The sequence below is a fragment of the Clostridium sp. 1001283B150210_160208_E6 genome, assembly GCF_015669365.1.
GTDB lineage: Bacteria > Bacillota > Clostridia > Clostridiales > Clostridiaceae > Clostridium > Clostridium paraputrificum.
Map to the genome: position 1 here is coordinate 170,925 of NZ_JADPAA010000004.1, position 22,398 is coordinate 193,322.

Annotated in this window: 16 protein-coding genes and 1 other annotated feature; of the genes, 13 read left to right on the plus strand and 3 right to left on the minus strand. The window is 29.6% G+C overall.

What is annotated here, in order from left to right; translation table 11 throughout:
- Positions 1-105 precede the first annotated feature (105 nt).
- Both I4V16_RS06885 and pulA read left to right on the plus strand, forming a co-directional pair.
- Positions 106-2,256 (plus strand): TIM-barrel domain-containing protein, encoded by a 2,151-nt coding sequence (locus I4V16_RS06885; protein WP_111937335.1) that lies wholly within the window; start codon positions 106-108, stop codon positions 2,254-2,256.
- A 19-nt stretch (positions 2,257-2,275) separates the two neighbouring features.
- Complete coding sequence (gene pulA / locus I4V16_RS06890) at positions 2,276-4,168, plus strand: type I pullulanase (protein WP_195617000.1); 1,893 nt, start codon at positions 2,276-2,278, stop codon at positions 4,166-4,168.
- Positions 4,169-4,313: 145 nt separating this feature from the next.
- Here the strand turns inward: pulA and I4V16_RS06895 are convergent, their stop codons facing one another.
- Positions 4,314-6,263 (minus strand): amylo-alpha-1,6-glucosidase, encoded by a 1,950-nt coding sequence (locus tag I4V16_RS06895; protein WP_099314126.1) that lies wholly within the window; start codon positions 6,261-6,263, stop codon positions 4,314-4,316.
- 426 nt (positions 6,264-6,689) lie between these two features.
- Between I4V16_RS06895 and malQ the strand changes: the two genes are divergently transcribed.
- From malQ to I4V16_RS06930, 7 genes are all read left to right on the plus strand, one after another.
- Complete coding sequence (malQ, locus tag I4V16_RS06900) at positions 6,690-8,162, plus strand: 4-alpha-glucanotransferase (RefSeq protein ID WP_049179903.1); 1,473 nt, start codon at positions 6,690-6,692, stop codon at positions 8,160-8,162.
- 17 nt (positions 8,163-8,179) lie between these two features.
- Complete coding sequence (locus I4V16_RS06905; protein WP_049179905.1) at positions 8,180-10,555, plus strand: glycogen/starch/alpha-glucan phosphorylase; 2,376 nt, start codon at positions 8,180-8,182, stop codon at positions 10,553-10,555.
- A gap of 60 nt (positions 10,556-10,615) precedes the next feature.
- Complete coding sequence (locus tag I4V16_RS06910) at positions 10,616-11,911, plus strand: extracellular solute-binding protein (RefSeq protein WP_049179907.1); 1,296 nt, start codon at positions 10,616-10,618, stop codon at positions 11,909-11,911.
- Between the two features lie 63 nt (positions 11,912-11,974).
- Positions 11,975-12,460 carry a hypothetical protein gene (locus I4V16_RS06915; RefSeq protein ID WP_049179908.1) on the plus strand — a complete coding sequence of 162 codons (486 nt, stop codon included), beginning with the start codon at positions 11,975-11,977 and terminating at the stop codon, positions 12,458-12,460.
- Between the two features lie 15 nt (positions 12,461-12,475).
- Positions 12,476-14,563: an ABC transporter permease subunit gene (locus I4V16_RS06920; RefSeq protein ID WP_049179909.1), complete on the plus strand. Its 2,088-nt coding sequence runs from the start codon at positions 12,476-12,478 to the stop codon at positions 14,561-14,563.
- 2 nt (positions 14,564-14,565) lie between these two features.
- On the plus strand, positions 14,566-15,462 hold the full coding sequence (locus I4V16_RS06925) for a sugar ABC transporter permease (RefSeq protein WP_205686207.1): 897 nt from the start codon (positions 14,566-14,568) through the stop codon (positions 15,460-15,462).
- Between the two features lie 12 nt (positions 15,463-15,474).
- Positions 15,475-16,557: an ABC transporter ATP-binding protein gene (locus I4V16_RS06930; protein WP_099314129.1), complete on the plus strand. Its 1,083-nt coding sequence runs from the start codon at positions 15,475-15,477 to the stop codon at positions 16,555-16,557.
- Between the two features lie 31 nt (positions 16,558-16,588).
- On the opposite strand, the gene I4V16_RS06935 is transcribed toward I4V16_RS06930, so the two are convergent.
- Entirely contained in the window at positions 16,589-17,257 is a 669-nt protein-coding gene (locus I4V16_RS06935) for a putative ABC transporter permease (RefSeq protein WP_243270445.1), read from the minus strand.
- A 185-nt stretch (positions 17,258-17,442) separates the two neighbouring features.
- Positions 17,443-17,707: a binding site (T-box leader), on the plus strand.
- Between the two features lie 129 nt (positions 17,708-17,836).
- On the opposite strand from I4V16_RS06935, the gene tyrS reads away from it, so the two are divergent.
- Entirely contained in the window at positions 17,837-19,042 is a 1,206-nt protein-coding gene (tyrS, locus tag I4V16_RS06940; protein WP_195616999.1) for a tyrosine--tRNA ligase, read from the plus strand.
- A gap of 25 nt (positions 19,043-19,067) precedes the next feature.
- On the opposite strand, the gene I4V16_RS06945 is transcribed toward tyrS, so the two are convergent.
- Positions 19,068-19,577, minus strand: a complete 510-nt coding sequence (locus I4V16_RS06945; protein WP_207745417.1) for a superoxide dismutase family protein — start codon at positions 19,575-19,577, stop codon at positions 19,068-19,070.
- 95 nt (positions 19,578-19,672) lie between these two features.
- Here I4V16_RS06945 and I4V16_RS06950 point away from each other — a divergent pair, with 95 nt between their 5' ends.
- The 3 genes from I4V16_RS06950 to I4V16_RS06960 all read left to right on the plus strand — a co-directional run bounded on the left by I4V16_RS06950 (position 19,673) and on the right by I4V16_RS06960 (position 22,374).
- Positions 19,673-20,137 carry a YdeI/OmpD-associated family protein gene (locus I4V16_RS06950; protein WP_099329000.1) on the plus strand — a complete coding sequence of 155 codons (465 nt, stop codon included), beginning with the start codon at positions 19,673-19,675 and terminating at the stop codon, positions 20,135-20,137.
- 11 nt (positions 20,138-20,148) lie between these two features.
- Positions 20,149-20,472 (plus strand): thioredoxin family protein, encoded by a 324-nt coding sequence (locus I4V16_RS06955; protein WP_111937339.1) that lies wholly within the window; start codon positions 20,149-20,151, stop codon positions 20,470-20,472.
- Between the two features lie 342 nt (positions 20,473-20,814).
- On the plus strand, positions 20,815-22,374 hold the full coding sequence (locus tag I4V16_RS06960) for a helix-turn-helix domain-containing protein (protein ID WP_049179915.1): 1,560 nt from the start codon (positions 20,815-20,817) through the stop codon (positions 22,372-22,374).
- Positions 22,375-22,398: the final 24 nt, after the last annotated feature.

Below are 22,398 nucleotides of genomic sequence, written 5' to 3' on the forward strand. Positions count from 1 at the left end.
ACTATATTTCATAAATCGTTGAAATGAGTGAAGTCACTTTGTTACTATAAAACTAAAATATAGGTAGTTAATAGTTATAAATGATTGTAATTTAAGGAGGAGTTTATGAAGAGTTATATTGTAAATAAAAATGTAGTTAGATATGAGTTTGGAAAGCCTATTGAAACATATTCTGTAATAGAAAAGGGAGTAATTGAAAGTGACATAGAATTTAAATATTTTCAGTTGAATTTAGGAGAGGAAATTAAACTGAAATATAATATGGGAAAACAAGATATAGTATATGGATTAGGTGAAAATATAAGGGGAATAAACAAAAGAGGATGGATATATGAAAGCTTTTGTACTGATGATCCAAATCATGCCCCAGATAAAAAATCCTTATATGGGGCGCATAATTTCTTTATTGTTGATGGAGAAAAGAGGTTTGGAGTTTATATAGATTTCCCAAGTAAAATTATTTACGATGTAGGGTATGAAAAAAAGGACAAGCTAGAGATAACAATTGAGGGCAAGGATGCTGATATTTATATAATTAATGGAGAAACAGTAAAAGAGATAGCACAAAATTTTTTAAAGATAATAGGAAAAGGATATGTACCTCCAAAGTGGGCTTTTGGTTATTTACAAAGTAGATGGAGTTATCCAACAGAAGAGGCAGTAGAAAGTTTAGCTAATGAGTTTATAGAAAGGGATATTCCCTGTGATGGTATATGCCTAGATTTAGATTACATGGATAATTATAAGGATTTTTCTTTAAGTAATGAAAGATTCCCTAATTTTGAAGAAGTAACTAGAAGACTAAAGAGTAAGGGGGTTAAGATAATTCCAATAATAGATGCTGGTGTAAAGATAGAAGATGGATACGATATTTATGAAGAAGGTATAGAAAAAGGTTATTTCGTCACAGATAAGGATGGAAAACCTTTTGTAGCAGCAGTTTGGCCTGGAAAAGTACATTTTCCAGACTTCTTAAATAAAGATGCAAGAAAGTGGTTTGGTAAAAAGTATAAATGCTTGATTGATAAGGGTATTGAAGGTTTTTGGAATGATATGAATGAACCGGCAATCTTTTATAGTGAAAATGGAATAAATGATGCTTATAGAAATATTGACGAATTAAGAACTAAAGAACTTAATATAGATTCATTCTTCAAATTTAAAGATGTTGTATTAGGCTTAAGTAATAGTATGAATGATTATAAAGGGTTTTATCATAAGACAGAGGATGGAATAGTTAACCATTATGAGATTCATAATTTATATGGATTTAATATGACTAAAGCTGCTGCAGAAGGTTTTGAAGAAATAGATAGTAATAAGAGATTCTTGTTGTTTTCAAGGGCATCATTTATTGGAGCACATAGATATGGTGGTATTTGGACAGGAGATAATTGCTCATGGTGGGAGCACCTAATTTTAAACATGAAGATGTTACCTTCTATAAATATGTGTGGATTTATATATAGCGGTGCAGATACTTGTGGTTTTGGAAGTAATGTAGATTCAGAATTAGCTATAAGGTGGAACCAGTTAAGTATATTTGCTCCTTTATATAGAAATCATTCTTCTATGGGTACAAGAAATCAAGAACCATTTGCATTTGATGAATATACAGAAAAGACTATAAAAAATATTATTAAATTTAGATATGCAATGATTCCTTATCTTTATTCAGAATATATGAAGGCTATAAATTCAAGTGATATGTTAATAAAGCCTTTAAGTTTTGAATATGATGATGAATTTGTATCACAAATAGAAGATCAATTACTAGTAGGAGATTCTATTATGATTGCTCCAGTTTATGAGCAAAATAAGAGTGGAAGATATGTGTATCTACCAGAGGATATGCTTTTATGGAAGGTTAAGAAATATACTAGTAAAGACTTTGATGTAATTAATAAAGGTCATAATTATATTAATCTAGATTTAAATGAATTTGCACTATTTATAAGAAAAAATAGAATGTTCGTTTATGGTGAACCTGCACAAAATACAGAACTATTAAATAATGAAACATTAAATGTATTAGCCTTTGTAGCAGATAGAGCAGAGTATGATTTATATGATGATGATGGAATAAGTAAGGAATATCTATTAGGAGAGCATTCAAACATAAATATAACAATTACATTAGAAGAAGATAAGCATACAATAGTAGTAAAGAATAGTGGAAATAATAAGGTGAAAGAACTTTTAGTAACTATTATAACAGCAGAAGGAAAAATAATCACTGAAAAAGTAAATGTATAATTTCTTAAGAGAGGTGTTTATGAAAAAACTAGATATAAAGAAAATAGACAGTCTTTATTATTATGAAAATAATGATTTGGGCTATGAACTTAAAGGGAAACAACATGTTTTTAAGGTTTGGTCACCTATAGCTGATTCAATGTATCTATGTATATATGATGGATATGATGATATAGAAGGAAAAGAGTATCCTATGGAAAAAGGGGATAAAGGGGGATGGAAAATCACGTTAAAAGAAAACTTAGAGAATAAGTTTTATACTTTCATTGCTTTAATAGATGGAGTTAAAAGTGAGGGGGTAGACCCTTATGCAAAAGCCATATCTGTAAATGGAGAAAAAGGTGCAATTATAGATATGAGTAAAAGTGATCCAGAAGGATGGAATACTCATGTCATACCAAATAGGTTATATGGTACAGATTCAATTATATATGAGGTAAGTGTAAGAGATTTATCATCTGATAATGAATCTGGAATAAGGAATAAAGGTAAATTTATAGGTTTAACAGAAAAAAGTACAATAGGACCTGAAGGAGTTAAAACAGGGATATCACATATAAAAGATTTAGGAGTAACTCATGTACAACTTTTACCTATATTTGATTTTTCAACTATAGATGAAAGAGAGCCTTATAGTGAAGAAAAGTATAATTGGGGGTACGATCCTGCTAATTATAATGTACCAGAAGGTAGTTATTCTACAGACCCATATAATCCAGTTACAAGAATAAGAGAATTGAAAGAGGCTATTAAGTCCATCCATGAAAGTGGTATGTCTGTAATAATGGATGTAGTATATAATCATATGTATGATGTAGAAAAATCAGGTTTTAATAAATTAATGCCTGGATATTATTTTAGATATAACAGTGATGGAAAGCTATCTAATGAAAGTATGTGTGGAAATGGAATAGCATCAGAAAATGCTATGGTTAGAAAATTTATAGTAGACTCTATAGTTTACTGGGCCAATGAATATAAAATTGATGGATTTAGATTTGATCTTATGGGATTACTTGATGTAGAAACTATGAATAAAGTTAGGGAAGAGTTAGATAAGATAGATCCTAATATAATTATTTTAGGTGAAGGATGGAATATGCCAAGCCTTTTAAGATATGAAGAAAAAGCTGTACAAGGGAATGCTTATAAGTTAAATAATATTGCTTTCTTTAATGATGGAATTAGAGATGGATTAAGAGGAAATCCATTTTCTCATGAAGTTAGAGGATTTCTAAGTGGAGAATATAATAAGGAATGTGATGTAAAGAGAGGAATAGTAGGAGGAATTAAATATTCGGATTATATTCAATCCTGGGGGGACGTATTCCCTAATCAAGTAATAAATTATATTGAATGTCACGATAATCATACTTTATATGATAAATTAAATCTTACAGTAAAAGATGATAATGATTTGAAATATATGAGCAGATTGGGGACTAGTATAATTTTATTATCTCAAGGAATTCCATTTTTACATGCAGGACAAGAATTTTTAAGAACTAAGAATGGGGTTGAGAATTCATATAATGCTCCAGATTCAATTAATGAGATAAATTGGAGAAGAAAGTTAGAAAATATAGATACATTTAATTATGTTAAAGGATTAATAAGTCTAAGAAAAGCTTATTCAGTTTTTAGAATGAGGACTGTAGAAGAAATAAGAAATAAACTCAAATTTATAAATACTCCAATGAATTCAGTGGGGTATAAGTTGTTAGATAATATTAATGGGGATATAATAGTTATTCATAATGCAAATAAGAATAGGATACAAGTAGATTTGGATCATTATGATAGATTTAATATTATTGTTAACAAAGAAAAGTCTGGAGTAGAAGTAATAGAAGTAGTTGAAGATAATAAATTATTTGTTGATGGATTATCAACTTTAGTTGTAAAAGTATAAAAGAAATCGCAAAAGCGATTTCTTTTTTTGAATATAGAAAAGCAATAATAAATATATAAATATAAAAACATATGAATATAAGAATAAATAAATATGTAAATATATATTTATATAAATATGCTGTGATATTTTAAAAATAAAAAATTTAAATTGTTAAATGATAAAAGACTCTTAGGATTTCTGATACGCTCCAAGCTTGTGCAAAGCATCCTCTAGATTCATTAGGATTTAATCCATCATATATTTCAGCAATTTGCCCAACGCATCCTTCTCTTAAGCAAGACTCAAAGTATTCTAGTTGTTCACGTACTTTTTCTTTAGCCTTAACAGAATAATCATTTACTTTAAGATAAGATATGAAATACCCTCCAAGAGGAAATGGCCAAACTGTACCTTGATGATATGACATGTCACGTTTAAAGTGGCTACCGCCATATTCCTTTACAAATTCTTTATCATATTTACTTAATGTTCTAAGTCCATAAGGAGTATATAGTTCTTGATATACTTTATCTACAACTAATTTTGCTTTCTCATTGCATAACGGTGAGAAGGGAACCATTACAGCCCAAATTTGATTAGATCTAACTTGATTGTCATAGTTATTTCCTGATACAACATCCTTAAGACATTTTTTTTCTTCATTCCAGAATTTTTCTTCAAATGATTTTTTAACTTTATGGCTTAAGGAATCAAATTCATTTACATTAAAATTGAGTTTGGTGCCCAAAAATGAAGCTACCTTTAATGCATTATACCAAAATGCATTAATTTCAACAGGTTTACCGTGTCTTGCAGTAGGTAATATATCATTGAATCTTACATCCATCCAAGTTACTTGGTGGAAGCCTTCTCCAGCATTAATTAGATAATCATCATCCATATAAATGTTAAAATCAGTGCCGTGCTTGTACCAATTTATAATATCTAATATAGGTTGAAAGCCTTCTTCCTTGATAAATTTTAAATCATTACTAGCTAAATAATATTCATAAAGTGCATAAATGTATAAAAGGGAGGCATCTACTGTATTATACATTGGTTCAATTCCGCCTTCTGGAAAAAGGTTAGGCATTAGTCCTTTATTAAGATGTTTTATAAATGTTCTAAAGATATCTTTAGCATCATTAAATCTTTTTGTACTTATGCAACTACCAAGTACAGCAAACATAGTATCGCGTCCCCAATCCTCAAACCATGGATAGCCAGCCAATATAGTCTTTGCGTTAGTAGATTCTCTATGACTAATAAATTGGTCACTAGCTCTTACTAAGGTTTTAGCTAAATCATCCTCAAAGCCAGCAGTATTTATTAAATCTTTTTGTCTATCTATTTCATTATTTATTAAAGAGTCAATATCTTTGATATCTTCCTTTTCTAGGGTGAAAATAAGTTGGTATTCAGATTGACTTTTTCCATTACATTCAAAATAATAAGAAACTAGTGTTGTTCCTGAACCAACGGCATTTCTACCATCTACTGCATCATATGCAAAGTAATAATCATTAATAAATGTTGGTGTAGATAATTCTTTGCTAGAATAGTTTGAATGGATATTAAGTTCTATATCATTAGCAATAAATGTATCATTTTTAATTGCATAATTATGAGGTGATGATAATATTTCCCCTCTTTTGGCAAATACAAAAACAGGAATAACTTCAAGTTTCACATCCTTATTATTTCTGTTATCTATAGAGTATTTTATACCTAAGGTATTTTTACCATGTTCATATACAATGGTTTTTATAATTTCTACCCCATCATAGAAATATGTCCACTTAGGAAGATATTCCTGGGAAAAAGAATGTATATTGTTAAAACCAGACATGTTTTTGGTATAGCATACATACTCCTGAGAACTTAAATGAATTTCCTTATTATCAATTCTAAGTACCTCTTCAACTTTACTTATTATATTTTTTCTATTATTTGGAGCTTTAGTACAAGCCATAAATAATGAATGATCACCTCTAGCTAGAGAGTTAATAAGGGTTGTACTAGAAAAGCCTCCTAGTCCATTAGTTAGTAAATAGCAATGTTCGTTGCCAGACTTAAATGATTTGAAGTCATTTTTACCATAGTTAAATCTCATTTGAATCCTCTCCCTTAAATAGATATTTGTATAATTTTGTAGAAAATGTTTTACAATACATTTCATATGGATAAATTTGAGTTGAGTTTAACAAACAGGTATTCCAAAGTCAATATGATTATTACTAGGGATTAAAAAGTGTGAAACTTTTAGGAATTAAATCAAGTTTAAGGAAATGAGCAATAGCAATACTTACAGCATATATAACCATAAAAAAGACGACAAAACATATAAAAAATGAAAAATTTCAAGCTGTAAATAGGTGCTTAAAGGAGATTTTATAGGGGGACTTTTACACACGTGAAATGGCTCTATTTCATTGACTGAGGGGGTTTTAGATTGCTATACTTTAGGTACAAGGAAGAAATCTTTTCGAAAAGAAATAGAATTGTATTTTACATTTCTAAGAACTAATGAGGTTGTAGTATGAGAAAGAGTGGAATAATATTACCTATATTTTCATTACCTTCAAACTATGGAATAGGAACCTTTGGAAAGGAAGCATATAGGTTTGTAGATTTTCTTGAGAAAGCTCAAGTAAATTACTGGCAAATACTACCTGTGGGACCTACTAGTTATGGAGATTCACCATATCAATCTTTTTCAACCTTTGCTGGAAATCCTTACTTTATTGATTTGGATATGTTAGTAGAAGATAAACTATTAAAAAAAGAAGAAATCAATAGATATGATTTCGGTAATGATGAAAATGATATAGATTATGGAACAATGTACAAGAATAGATATAAGGTTTTAAAGTTAGCCCATGAAAGAGCTAAGGTAGACCTTAAAAAAGAATTGAAAGATTTTAATGAAATTAATAAAGGTTGGATATATGATTATGCCTTATTTATGGCAATTAAAGATTATAAAAATGGAGCACCATGGAAAGAGTGGGACAAGGATATAAGATTTAGAAAGCCACAAGCTATAGTAAAATATTCAAGTTTATTAAAAGATGAAATTGATTTTTATATGTTTTTACAATATATGTTTAGCTCTCAATGGAAAGAGCTAAAGAAATATGCAAATGATAAAGGAATTAAGATAATAGGGGATATTCCAATATATGTAGCAGAAGATAGTGCAGATATATGGTCTAATCCAGAAATATTTATGCTAGATGAAGAGTTAATACCTAAAGAGGTATCAGGATGTCCGCCAGATGCTTTTTCTGATACAGGTCAACTTTGGGGAAATCCAATTTACAATTGGAAGGAACTAAAGAACCAAAATTATAATTGGTGGGTTGAAAGAATAAGGTCTTCATTAGAAATATTTGATGTAATAAGAATAGATCATTTTAGGGGATTTGAAAGTTATTGGTCAATTCCTTATGAAGATGAAACTGCTATAAATGGCAAGTGGGAAAAGGGACCTGGAAAAGATCTTTTTGATGCCATAAAAAATGAACTTGGAGACATAGATGTTATAGCAGAGGATTTAGGATATATAACTCCAGAGGTAAGAGAACTATTAGATTACTGTGGTTATCCAGGAATGAAGGTACTCCAATTTGCATTTGATCCAAAAGGAGATAGTGAATATCTCCCACATAATTATGAAAAGAATGTTGTAGTTTATACTGGTACTCATGATAACGATACAATAAAAGGGTGGTTTAATTCGCTTAGTAAAGAGGAAAGAGAGTTTTGTAAAAGCTATACTGGAATGAAAGATGAGAATGATAATTGGAAATTTATAAAGCTTGCAATATCAAGTGTAGCCAATATAGCGATATTACAAATTCAAGACCTTTTAAACTTAGGTAAAGAAGCAAGAATAAATATTCCATCAACATTAGGTACTAACTGGAGATGGAGAATGAGCAAAAACGACCTTACTGATGAACTAGCAGAGAAGTTAAAAGAACTAAACAAGCTGTATGGAAGAATTTAATAAAGGAGTAAGTTTAGATGCAAGTAAATACATTAGTAGATAAAATAAAGAATAATCTTATGAGGGATTATGGGAAAGAAGCGAAAGATGCTTCTATTCATGAGATGCATAACGTTGTAGCACAAGTGGCAATTTCTAAAATAGCAGATAGATGGAATGAAGCAAATAAAAATTTTTATAAAAATAGACATGCTTACTATTTATCAGCAGAATTTCTAATGGGGAGAGCAGTGCAAAATAATTTAATATGCATTGGAATTTTTGATGAAGTTAAAGATGCATTAAATGAAATTGGGTTTGATATAAACCAGTTTGAAGAGATTGAAGACATGGCATTAGGAAATGGTGGTCTTGGAAGATTAGCAGCATGTTTCTTAGATAGTGCAGCAACTTGCGATATACCTTTAAATGGGTATGGAATTAGGTATAAATTTGGTTTGTTTAAACAAGCTATAGAGAATGGTTTCCAAAAAGAATATGCAGACAATTGGACTGCTTTTGGTGACGAATGGAGCTTAAGAAGATTTGAGGACAGCGTTAAAGTTAAATTTGATGATATGGAAGTTGTAGCTGTACCATATGATATGCCTATTGTAGGATATGGAACAGAAAATATAGGTACATTAAGACTTTGGCAAAGTGAAGCAGTAAACGAATTCAATTTTGAACTGTTTAATAATTGTGAATATGATGAGGCTATAAAAGAAAAGACAGAAGCTGAAAATATATCAGCAGGGTTATATCCAAATGATAATACAGAAGCAGGAAAGGTATTGCGTTATAGACAACAATATTTCTTTACTAGTGCATCGATTCAAGATTTATTAAAGAAGTATAAAGCAGAGTATGGCAATGATTTTTCAAAGTTGGTTGAACTAAATTCTATTCAATTAAATGATACACATCCAGTAGTTGCTATACCTGAGTTTATAAGAATTATGACTACTGAAAATAATGTTAGTTTTGATGAAGCTTTTAAAATGGCTAAGGAAATATTTAATTATACAAACCATACAGTAATGGCTGAAGCTTTAGAGAAATGGAATGTTGAATTAGTAGAAAAATATACACCAGAAGTTTTCTCAGTAATTGGAGAAATCAATAAGACTTTAATAAAAGAGCTTAAGGAGCTAAAAGTTAAGAAAAAAGATATAGCAAAATATGAGATTATATCAGACGGACAAGTTCATATGGCTAGAATGGCTACTTATATAGGAAAGTATGTTAATGGAGTAGCAGAAATACACAGTGAAATACTAAAAAAGGATACTTTAAAAGAATGGTATGAATTATATCCAGATAAGTTCCAAAATAAAACTAATGGAATTACTCAAAGAAGATGGTTAGCAAGCTGTAATCCAGAGCTAACTGAACTATTAACAAGACTTGTAGGAGACGATAGTTTCTTAAAAGACTTGGATAAGTTGAAAAATATAGAAAGATATGCTGATGATGATGGTGTAATTAAAGAATACATTGAAATAAAGAAGAAGAAAAAACGTCAACTTATTGAGTATATAGAGAAGCATGAAGGTATTAGATTAGAAGAGCATTTCATATTTGATATTCAAATAAAGAGATTACATGAATATAAGAGACAGTTTATGAATGCACTATCAATTTTAGATATTTATTATAGACTAAAAGCTGGAGAAATAAAAGATTTCACACCAACAGCATTTATATTTGGTGCAAAGGCAGCTCCGGGATATGCAAGGGCAAAAGCTATTATTAAGCTAATAAATGAAATATCTAACCTTGTAAATAATGATCCGGAGACAAATGATAGATTAAAAGTTGTTTTTGTTCAAAACTATAATGTGTCTTATGCAGAAAAGCTAATACCAGGTGCAAATGTTTCAGAACAAATATCAACAGCAGGCACAGAAGCATCAGGTACTGGTAACATGAAATTTATGCTAAATGGAGCTGTTACTTTAGGTACTTATGATGGAGCTAATATTGAAATTGTTAGAGAAGCAGGAGAGGAAAATAACTATATATTTGGAGCGAGAGAAGAAGAAATCTTAGCTATTAAAGAGGGTTATGATCCAAAAGAAATCTATGAAAATGATGAACACATTAAGAAGGTTATTGATTCTTTAGTAGATGGAACTTTTGATGATGGAATGGAAGACGAAGAAGGAACTATAGAGGGAAGCTTCTTTGAATTATATAATTCATTATTAGAAGGCACAAGCTGGCACAAGCCGGATCACTACTTCATACTTCAAGACTTTAATAGATATTTTGAAGCTAGAATGAAGTTGAATAAAGATTTTAAAGATGAAATGAGCTTTGCTAGAAAATGTTTCATAAATACTGCTAATGCTGGATTCTTTAGTTCGGATAGAACTATAAGAGAATATGCAAAAGATATTTGGAGAATTTAAATTAAAGAGGTAAGTTATTAAAATTTATATAACTTAAAAAAGGGATGGAGGAGATTAATTATGAAGAAAAAGAAACTTATATCAGCTTTGTTACTAGGTTGTATGGCATTTAGCCTTACTGCATGTGGTGGATCTGGAGATGATTCTAAGAAAGATGAAGCAGCTACTATTTCAGTTCAAGTAGAAGAAGCATGGCTTCCTTATTATGAACAAGTTAAAGAAAGAGTGATGAAAGAACATCCAAATGCTACTATTAATTTTATTACAGTAGGTGCATTCGATCATTTAGATGTTATAGATAAGACAGATGTAACTAATAAAGATGTAGCTGATGTTTTTGCATTATCAGCTGATAGACTTTATGACTTAGCTAATAAAAATGTTTTAGCTCCAATGGATGCCAAGGCTATGGCCGAAGAAGTCGGCGGATTTAAAGATTATGACGCAGGTTTAGGTGGAAACCTTAAAATTGGTGATGAATATTTAGCTTTCCCTTATAATATAGAAACATTAGTGGCTTATATAAACAAGGGAAATGCAGAAAAAGCAGGAATAGATTTAACTAAGAATATAGAATTTAATGATTTAGCATTTGGTAAGATGGTAGTTCCAGTTCATGATGCTTGGTATGGAGTAGGATTTACAAATTCAGCATCATTTGAATTATTAGCAAAGGATGGAGATAAATTAACTACAGATGCTACTAAGGAATGGAAAGACTTAACTGCAGAGCAACAAAAGTTATTTGAATCTCTATACAATTACTGGAAACCTAATTATGATAACAAAACAGACCTTTGGGATAAGGAAGCAGCTTCTGGTTATTTAGATGCTCAATTCTCAGCTGATGGTGGAGCAGCTATCAGAATAGATGGTCCTTGGGCAACTACAGGATTATCTGATAAGGTTGGTGCAGACAACCTAGAAGTATTACCACTTTCTCAAATTACTGTAAATGGTAAAGCACTTAGCCACTGGAAAGGTGGATGGGGTCTTGGAATAAATGCTAGATGTGAAGAAAATGAAGCTCAAATGGCTCTAGCTGAAGACTTTATTAAAGAAATTGTTAACCCAGAATATGCAAAAGATTTATTTAACGCTACTGGTAAGATATTAGAAAATGTTGAACCATCAGCTTATGATGGAATTGGTGGAATGAATGAAAAGGTTATAAAAGCAACTTATACTTCATATGAAGCATCTATCAATAGACCATTATTCTTAGAATATGGTAAGGTTTGGGACTCATGGCAAAATGCATTATTATCTTGGTCAGCTCAAAAGCCAGCTAATGCAGAAGAAGCTTACAAGCAAGTTAAGGCTTCATTCGATGCTATGATGGGAACTATGAAATAAATAGCAACTAGTAAATAGAAAAGGAGACTAGTTCTCCTTTTCTAACCATTAAGGAGGGAACAGATGAAAGCGACAGTTGAGATGAGTAAAAAGACATTTTATTTGATAGTAGGATTGTGTGCAGTGATTATTATGATGAATTCCATTGAGAGCTTCATTAAAGCAAAAGATACGGGTTTATTTGAAGCATGGCTACAAAATCCAAATTTAAATATAGATAGAAGTCAGACGACAAATGAAATGTATTCAATATATTTGACATCATGTTTATCTGTTTTCTTAATAAGGATAATAACCCCGATAGCACTAAGTTTAAATAGTTATTTTTCTCTTGTAAAAACAGGAGTTAACAAGCTGTTCGTAGCTATATGGATGGTATTAACTATAGGATTATTTTTCTTTACAACTCTTGGAGAAACATACTTCTCAATATTTTTTATAATAAGTGCGATTTGCCATATAGGATTACTATGCGTACTAATTTATTTATGGAAAGATATAAACAAACAAAAGATTATACATACTACACAAAAAACGCAGCAAGCATAAAGGGGGAAGAGAGATTTGAAAAGGTTCAATAAATTTGTATATGACAATTTAGATCGTGAATATAAAAGAAAGAATCTTTATTTGTATGAAGTAGCTGATCTTCAAGAAAAGATTAAGAATGCAAATGAATCAGAAAAGGTAGAATTAAAAAACAAATTAAAAGAATTACAAAAAAATAAAAAAGAGCACCAATATAATAAAACCCTTGCTGAATTTAAAAATAGTGAAAAGTTATTTTTAAAAGAACTTGATGAAAAATCAAAATCTTATAAAGTAACTAATGGTACAAACAATAAAAAGGTAAATGGACTTGAAATAAGACTTTTCAAAGCAAAAGAAAAATTGGGGTTTTATGAAAAGTACACTGATTTAACATACGATGCTGAGCTGATTTATGAACAAAGCAAGGTGGAAATAATACAAATACCACCAGTAATTGAATTTGCTAAAGATAGCAAAAAAGAATTAGATAAGGCACAAAAGGCTTTATCAGAGCTATCAGAGGATGATAATAAGAAATTCCAAGAGGAATTTAATAAATTCAAGGAAGAAGAAAATAGAATTTTAAAAGAAGATATTAAAATTGTTAAATCTAGACATAGTGAAGGCCTAATTTCAGAAAAAGCTGAAGGTGAGGCTATTAAAAGATTAAAGAGAAGTAAGAAAGATAGGATTTTAGTTAAATCTTTTGAATCTAAAAAAACTTACTATAATGAAATTGTTAAAAATAAGAAGCATGAGTTAAGTAAAACTCTTAAGCAGAAAATTAATACTGTAAATATAAATGTTGCAGATATTAGAAGAACAGTTCCTGTAGAAGTTGATAAAACTATACCAATAGTTTCTTATCTTACAGTTTTAATACCAGGACTTGGACAATTAATTAATAAACAATATATAAAATCGATAATAATGTTCTTAGCAACAATATATATATATTTAATTGCAATTCCTTACTCACTTGGATTTGGTAATTATAAGGGTGATGGGATAGCAGGACTTATAACACTAGCTAAAGGTGCAGGAAAACTTGATAGATCAATTATCTTTATGGTTGAGGGGATAGTTGCAATTGCATTCTTAGTCATTGCTTTGGTTCTTTTGATTCTTTCCTTCAAAGATGTAAATAAGGTTGAAAAGGAAGAAATTAAGGGTACTAGAGTAAGATCATGGTGTGAGACTAGACAAAGTGTTTCAGAAGATGGACTACCTTATTTAGTATCAATGCCTGCCTTAGTTATAATTATTTTCATAGTATTTATACCAATAGTAACAACAATTTTGCTTTCAATAACTGGTATGGATCCAGAACATCAAGCAAAATTTAGTTGGGATATAATTAGTAATTACAAGATGATTGCTCTTGGTGAAGGAATGGCAGGATCAATATTCTGGAAGATTCTTGGGTGGACAATTATATGGACATTAGGCGCAACTACTCTTGCTATATTTATTGGATTTGCATTAGCATTACTTTTAAATAATGAAAGAATAAAAGGTAAGACGTTCTTTAGGTCAGTATACTTATTACCATGGGCTGTTCCAGCATTTATTACTATATTATTCTTTAGTATATTATCTTCTCCAAATGGAGCTTTAACTGAAATGTTAAGAGGATTTTTTGGAGAGGGATTACAAATTAAGAATGACCCATTTGTATCAAAGGTAGTTCTTATTTGTATACAAGGTTGGCTTGGAAGTTCATATATTTTCTTACTTGCAACTGGGGTGCTTCAATCTATAAATAAAGATTTATATGAAGCAGCTGATATAGACGGAGCTTCTGCATTTAAGAAATTAATAAAGATAACAATCCCATTAGTTTTATTCCAAACAGCTCCACTTTTAGTTGGACAGTATACATTTAACTTTAATAACTTCTCTAATATATATCTATTTAATAGTGGTGGACCGTTTAATCCAGTAGTTTACGGAAACTTAGCTGGTGAAACAGATATCTTAATATCTTATATATATAAACTAACTATAGAAAACCAATATCAAGCATTAGGTGCAGCAATTACTGTAATAATTTCAATTGCATTAATGGTTATAGCTTATATAGGATATAGAAACACCGATGCATTTAGAAAGGAGAAGTAATTATGAAGATATTTAAAAAGAAAAAGAATGATTTATATTTATCAGATAGACCACCTCTTACTCCTTTAGGTAAATTAGGATTAGGGGCAACCTATGCAATATTAATTGCGTGGACATGTATAGTTATATGGCCAATAGCACAAATAATTATTTCATCCTTTAATGGTAAACAAGGAAAATATTTAATACTAAATGATGGATTTGAATTTAGCTTAAAGCACTTTGATTATTTATTTAATAATACATTATATTTAAAATGGATGGGTAATACACTTTTCATAGGAATAGCCACTGCAATATTAACAGTTGTAGTAATTTCTTTTACAGGATATGCATATTCAAGGTATAGATTTAAAGGTAAAAAGGTTTCTCTTATGACAATAATGCTTATTCAAACAATACCAACATTTGCAGGTATAACAGCATATTTTACAATGTACTCTATAATTTCTGATATTACTCCTGTATTTACGCGTCAAATGATGTTGATTTTAATATATACAGGTGGTGGAATTGCAAGTAATACCTTTATTTTAAAAGGATATTTGGATTCAATTTCAACAGAGCTTGATGATGCGGCAAAGATTGATGGATGTTCAGGAATGCAAATATATAGACTTATAATTATGCCAATAGCAAAGCCTATGCTTGCAATAACAGCTTTATGGTCATTTATTGGACCATTCATGGACTTCTTATTACCTAAGGTATTATTAACAACACCAGCGGATTATACATTAGCAGCAGGGTTATTCACCCTAGTTAATGATGTTAGAAATATGAATGAACCAGCATTTGCAGCTGGAGGATTACTTACAGCAATTCCAATTGTAATATTATTCTTAGTACTTCAAAAACAATTGGTAGCAGGTCTTTCAAATGGTGCAACAAAAGGATAGGAGAGGTGAACGATGAAGGTAACATTAAATAATATAGGGAAAAAGTATGAAAGTAGAGAAGATTTTACATTAAGAAATATAAATTTAGAAATTGAAGATAAAGACTTTTGTGTAATACTTGGGCCTTCTGGTTGTGGTAAAACTACATTACTACGTATGATAGCTGGATTAAACTCTGTTACAGAGGGGGATTTAATATTTGATGATAAAAGAGTAAATAAGGTGGCTTCAAAGGACAGGGATATTGCAATGGTATTCCAAAGTTATGCCCTTTACCCACATATGACTGTTTATGATAATATGGCATTCTCTTTAAGTATGAGAAAAGAAAGAAAAAATATTATAAATGATCGTGTAACAGAAGCAGCAAGATTACTACAAATTGAAGAGTATTTACATTGCAAACCATCTGATATATCAGGAGGACAAAGACAGCGTGTTGCCTTAGGTAGAGCTATTGTTAGAAAGCCAAAGGTATTCTTAATGGATGAACCACTTTCTAATCTAGATGCAAAGCTAAGAGAACATATGAGGGTAGAGCTTGTTAGAATTCATAAGCAAATGGGAACAACAACTATCTACGTTACTCATGACCAAGTAGAAGCTATGACAATGGCAACAAAAATAGTTCTTATGAATGATGGTAAAATACAACAAGTAGGTAAGCCAACTGAATTCTATGAAAAGCCCCAAAATATGTTTGTTGCAAAATTTATAGGGTCACCTACTATTAACATGGTAAAAGGAAAGATGGTAAAAGGACAATTTGTTTCTGAAGACAATATAATAAAAATCACACCAAATGAGGCAGATGGAAAAGCTTTAAAAGCTTATGAAGGAAAAGAAGTATTTCTTGGAATTCGTTCTGAAAGATTCCTAAGTGGAGAATGTGAGGAACAATTTGAAGGTATAATAGATGTTATCGAAGTTCTTGGTAAAGAAAAAACTTTATTTGTAAAACTTAAGAGTGGAAAAGATCTAGTGATAACAGTACCAGGACATTATAAATATGAAGTTGGAGAAAAGCACGTATTTGGATTAGATTCAGAAGCCCTTCATTTCTTTGACGCTGAAACTCAAAATAGAATTAATTAAAATAGAAGGTTATGGTGATTACCATAACCTTCTATTTCTTTTTTATAACAATCATATTAGGATATATCTTTTTTAAACGTTCATCAGGGTAATGCTTGTCCAAAAAGATATCAATATGATTTTTAGGCTTTTTACCATGTGCACGACTAGTTTGTCTTCTAACTGCAAGAGCAGATATTATTAAATCAATAGCTATAAATATTCCAAAAGTAAATGCTATTAATATAGCAAGTTCAGTTGGGATTTCATCTATTTTTATTTCTATGTATGGAAGAGTATGTCTTAAAAAAATTAATCCAAGTACTCCCCAATATAAAGCATATAAACCACTTGTTCTACCACCTAAGTTTAAAGGAGTTTTATTATACTGCCAAGAAATTGTTCCTATAGTTTTTTCTTGTACAAAGGAGCAAATGTATTCAAATATAGCCCCTACAACAGCACTTACTATAAAAATAATAAAAGCGTTAAAATGTTCTAGTTTATATAAAAGTATTGTAAAAACAATTGCACCAAATCCATAAACAGGGCTAAAGGGACCATATATAACTCCTTTTCTACTTTCAAAACGACCATGCCTAAGGTAACAATATAACATCTCAACAATATATCCTATAAAGGAGCCAATCATAAATATCAAAACTAATTTATACAAATCTGTCCAATAAAAAAATGACAATACTTTTTCAAGCATATTCATAATGTAATATCACCACCTAACTTTTAAAAAAACTATAGCACTAATTTGAAAAGATATCAATAATTGGGGTGTATAATATATTGTTCTAGTAGTTGACAAAAAGTTCAATGAGGAATACAATATCTTTAACTTAATATTTGCATAACGAAGATTTACATTTTATATGTATTTCGGAGTATAAGATATGAAAAGCTAAGATAAGAAGAAGTAGTAATTAGGAACTCTAACAGAAAGTAACCGGATGATGAGAGGTGCAAGAAAAACTAATTATGAATACATCTTTGAGCTTCACACCGAATGATATTTAATCTAGTAGGCTGTTGACGGATCCCTGCACACGTTATAGTGCTAGAGTATTACCAATTATATGGAGTACTTGAAGAGGTAGGCAATGTAAGTTGTCTATAAACTTAAGGTGGTAACACGAAGATTTAATCTCTCGTCCTTTTGATATAAAGGATGGGAGTTTTTTTATTTTCTTTTAATTTATTATCTTAATTTCAGAGTTATATTTAAAAAGCATTTCAAAGTCTTATAGATTTTGCTTATATTAAAATTTTAATATAAGGAGAGTTTAAAATGGTTAAAACAGTTGAGGAGCAAATGAAGATTATAAAGAAGGGGGTAGACAAGATAGTTAATGAGGAAGAGCTTATGAATAAATTAGAGAGAGCTAGCAGGAATAATGAATCATTAACTATAAAATTAGGATTAGATCCTAGTGCACCAGATATACACTTAGGTCATGCTGTTGTTCTTAGAAAGATAAAACAAATGCAAGATTTAGGGCATAAGGCTGTAATTGTAATTGGTGACTTTACTGGAAAGATTGGAGATCCAACAGGAAAAGCTAAGGGAAGAAAAGCTTTATCAGAAGAGGAAGTTCAAAGAAATGCACAAACTTATAAGGAACAGATTTTTAAGATTTTAGATGTAGATAAAACTGAAGTAAGATTTAATAGTGAATGGTTAGGTAAAATAACTTTTGATAAGGTTATTGAACTGGCATCTACAATAACAGTTGCACGTATGTTAGAGAGGGACGATTTTCAAAATAGGTACAAGAATAATATTCCAATAGGTGTTCATGAATTCTTTTACCCTTTAATGCAAGCATATGATTCAGTAGAATTAAAGGCTGATATAGAGCTAGGAGGAACTGACCAAACATTTAATATTTTAATGGGAAGAACATTACAAAAATATATGGGGCAAGAGTCACAGATTGCTATGTTTATGCCTATATTAGAGGGATTAGATGGAATTGAGAAAATGAGTAAAAGCCTTGGAAATTACATTGGAGTTAATGAACCTGCTAATATAATGTTTAAAAAAGTTATGGAAATTCCAGATGCATTAATTATAAAGTACTTTGAATTAGCAACTGATGTTCATCCAGATGAAATAGATAGAATAAAGAAAGATTTAGATAGAGGTAAAAATCCAAGAGATATAAAATTTGAATTAGCTAAGATAATAACAGCCCTATATCATTCAGAGTTAGAGGTTAAAGAGGCTATTGAGTTTTATGACTTAGCATTTAGAAAAAAGGATATACCAGATAATATACCTGAGATAGAGTTAGAAAGCGATATATTAATGAATTTGATTCCTATACTAGTGCAAAATAATATTATACCTAGCAAGAGTGAATTTAAACGACTTATTGCACAAGGTGGTGTAAGAGTAAATCAGGAAAAAATAAATGATATGGATTTTAAGTTAATTAATAATGATGTAATTAAAATAGGGAAGAAAAAGTTCATTAGAGTGAAGATAAAATAGAGGATATGCCTAAATGGCATATCCCTTATTTGTATGCTTTAATTACTCCGCATGCTAACTTTTTGCCAGAATTACCTGCAGGTTGACTTTTTAGGTCATCTGGATTTTCATGTAATATAAAAGATTTTCCAAGGACATCATTAACTGAAAAATAAGTGGTGTAAACAGATAAGATACCTACTCCATTAGATGATAATATAGGTGGAAGGTCTCCTGCATGGAAAGGGTGAGGAGAGTTAGTTGGGTTATCATGTCCACCTGTGCAAGGGAAAGGATTATCAGTTGTACCAAGGCAACAATCACCCTTTTCATGAATGTGAAATCCATGAAATCTTACTTCCTTTCCTTCAGAATTTTTCATGGGTATACCTGTAATATAAGCTTGAATATAGACTCCATTTTCTACTTGAAATAAGAAAATCTTCCCCCGTATATTTGGGGCTAAAACTCCTCCTTGTAAATTAGCAAAAGCATTAGGTTTAGTAGGATTATAAGATTTAAAAATTGAATTTATAGACAAATTTAAATTGTCCAATATTAGTACTCCTTAAAAATCAATATATAAATAACTTATGATAATAAAGAAATTTAGGTGATATAATATCATTATTAAAAACTAAGGAGGAAATTATGAAGATATATAAATTTAATGCTGAAATAAAAAAACATGAAGGAAAAGATGCAACATATATAGAGGTTCCAATAGATGTAGAAAAAGAGTTTGGGTGTAAAAGAGTAAAGGTTAAAGCAAAATTTAATGGTGAAGAATATAGTGGCTCAATAGTGAAGATGGGATTACCATGTTACATTATTGGTATAACCAAAGAAATAAGAAATAAAATAGAAAAAACTTATGGAGATATAATAGAAGTAGAAATTAAGAAGGATGAAGAAGAGAGAGTAGTAGAAGTTCCCAAGGAGTTTGCTAATTTATTAGATAATAATATTGAGGCAAAAGAATTTTATGAGAGTTTATCCTACTCTAATAAAAGAAAATACATTCAGTGGATAACATCTGCAAAGAAAGAAGAAACAAAAATAAAAAGAATGGATGAGGCGATAATAAAACTTAAAGATAAAATTAAAATTAAATAGGGGTGTTTGAGTTGGATATATTTAATTCAGTAGATGAGATTAAGAAATCGATTAATTCTAATAGAATGATGGTTGTTTATTTTTCTGGAGATTCCTGTGGAGCTTGCAAAGTAATAAAAGTTAAAATAGAACATATATTAAAAAAGTATCCTAATATAAGATCTTGTGAAATAAATGGAGAAGAACATTTAGATATAGCTGCATCCTATGGGATATTTTCTGTACCTGTATTCTTATTGTTTATAGATGGTAAAGAATATATAAGAGTTGGTAGAAATTTAGATTTATTAAAATTAGAGAGAGATATGAATCGATATTACAATATGATTTTTTAATTTTAGGGAACAAAAAAATAGGTAGGAATAATGGGGAGCCTACCTATTTTTGGGGGTACTTATAACCGCATATAAACCTATATTAAGTTATAAAATATTTCGGCACAAATATTAAGTATGTAGAGTTGATAATATAAATAGGGTGTTTATAATAAACAATCAACTCTTAACTATATTTAAATTATATAATGGATACATGATTTGTTAAAGTACTCAAAATTATACAAAAAGGTATTCATTTTTAATGAAGTATATATGATATTATTCAAAAGTAAGGTATAATAAGAATTAAAATCAATATTTAGTAATTGATGGTTTGTACTTAAGATAGAGGGGATAAAAATGTATAAAGTACTTATAGTAGATGAACGTTTTAAAAGACAAGAGGATAATTATATACATTTAGAGTGGGAAAAGTATGATCTAAGTGTATGTGATAAAGTGGTAATTAAAGATGCATATGAAGCTATAAAGTTTCATAATCCTGACATTATTATATTAAATAATAATGATTATGAAGAAATTTTAGAGGTGTTAAATAAAACAGGTGATGGTTCCATAAATGCAGAATTTATCATTGTAAGCTCATATGAAAATATTCAGGTTATAAATGAAAGATATAGTGGTAAAAAATTATATTTTTTATTTAATCCATGTAATAGTCTTAATATTATTAAAGAAGTATTAATAGTAAAAAAAGACTTAGAGGATAAAAAGAATGAAGATAATATAAGTGTATTTAGAAAGAATATACCTATAGTTAAAGAAAGTATTTTAAGAGAAATGCTTCATGGTAACATTGATGATTTCAATGGAATAATGGAGATTATAAAATTGTATACCATTAATATTATAAAATCCCCAATAGTAACTACAATTATAGATATTGATAATGAGTTTGAAAAGACTAAATTTAATGAGACATTAGATACCCTAAAGGATTATATATATAGACAGTTTTCAAGCTATAATCATTATGAAGTAGTAAAAGATAAGAATGTTCTTTTGTTAGTTATGTGTGTTGAAGAGGGGATAACCTATGATGAAATACTAAATGATTGTAAATTAATAAAAGATAAGATTAAGATATACTTTGATACTTCTGTAACTATGGCTGTAGGAAAAATATTTGATTCATTAAGCGAACTATCCAAATCATATAAATCAGCAAAATCAGTTTTGGAATTTAAAATGATTTATGGAGATGGACAAGTAATAAGTACAAAAAACGTAAGAACTTATTTGGCTGAATTAGATTTTTACCCTGTAGATGAAACTAAGGATATAATAGATTCATTTAAAGCCAATGATGAGGAAGGAATTTATAAGAATGTAGATAGATTTTATTCCTCTCTTATAAATAATGGGGCTTTAAGTAAAATTCATATACAAGAGGCTACAAATAGATTATTAGGAATTATATGCAAGAAGTGCCTTGGCAATAGTAGTATAAAGTCAAAATATTATAATAAGATAATAGTATATGAGAGAATATTGAAGTGTAATACTATAGATAAAATAAAGTGTGAAGTTAATGGGTTTTTAAAAGAAATTAAAAGGCAGACAAGCTTCCATACTGATAATGAACTAATTAAGTCAGTAATTTTATATATAGATAAAAACTATAGTGATACTGAATTATCTTTAGCTAAGGTAGCAGATGAAATCTTTATAACACCTGTTTATTTAAGTAAGTTATTTAAGCAAGAAACTGGGGTTAACTTTTTAGATTTCATACATAAAGTTAGAATTGATAAGGCTAAGAATTATTTATTAGACAGCAATATAAAAGTCTATGAAGTAAGTTTATTAGTTGGATACGCTAATGAAAAGCATTTTTCAAAGAAATTTAAAAAGTATGTTGGGAAAAGCCCTTCTGAATATAGACAAGATAATGTATAAGTAAGGAATAAAGTGGAATGGTGT

Bases quoted from the DNA above. Each gene is read 5' to 3' on its own strand.
- I4V16_RS06885 (WP_111937335.1), top strand. From the start codon at position 106: ATGAAGAGTTATATTGTAAATAAAAATGTAGTTAGATATGAGTTTGGA.
- pulA (WP_195617000.1), top strand. From the start codon at position 2,276: ATGAAAAAACTAGATATAAAGAAAATAGACAGTCTTTATTATTATGAA.
- I4V16_RS06895 (WP_099314126.1), bottom strand. From the start codon at position 6,263: ATGAGATTTAACTATGGTAAAAATGACTTCAAATCATTTAAGTCTGGC.
- malQ (WP_049179903.1), top strand. From the start codon at position 6,690: ATGAGAAAGAGTGGAATAATATTACCTATATTTTCATTACCTTCAAAC.
- I4V16_RS06905 (WP_049179905.1), top strand. From the start codon at position 8,180: ATGCAAGTAAATACATTAGTAGATAAAATAAAGAATAATCTTATGAGG.
- I4V16_RS06910 (WP_049179907.1), top strand. From the start codon at position 10,616: ATGAAGAAAAAGAAACTTATATCAGCTTTGTTACTAGGTTGTATGGCA.
- I4V16_RS06915 (WP_049179908.1), top strand. From the start codon at position 11,975: ATGAAAGCGACAGTTGAGATGAGTAAAAAGACATTTTATTTGATAGTA.
- I4V16_RS06925 (WP_205686207.1), top strand. From the start codon at position 14,566: ATGAAGATATTTAAAAAGAAAAAGAATGATTTATATTTATCAGATAGA.
- I4V16_RS06930 (WP_099314129.1), top strand. From the start codon at position 15,475: ATGAAGGTAACATTAAATAATATAGGGAAAAAGTATGAAAGTAGAGAA.
- I4V16_RS06935 (WP_243270445.1), bottom strand. From the start codon at position 17,257: ATGAATATGCTTGAAAAAGTATTGTCATTTTTTTATTGGACAGATTTG.
- tyrS (WP_195616999.1), top strand. From the start codon at position 17,837: ATGGTTAAAACAGTTGAGGAGCAAATGAAGATTATAAAGAAGGGGGTA.
- I4V16_RS06950 (WP_099329000.1), top strand. From the start codon at position 19,673: ATGAAGATATATAAATTTAATGCTGAAATAAAAAAACATGAAGGAAAA.
- I4V16_RS06960 (WP_049179915.1), top strand. From the start codon at position 20,815: ATGTATAAAGTACTTATAGTAGATGAACGTTTTAAAAGACAAGAGGAT.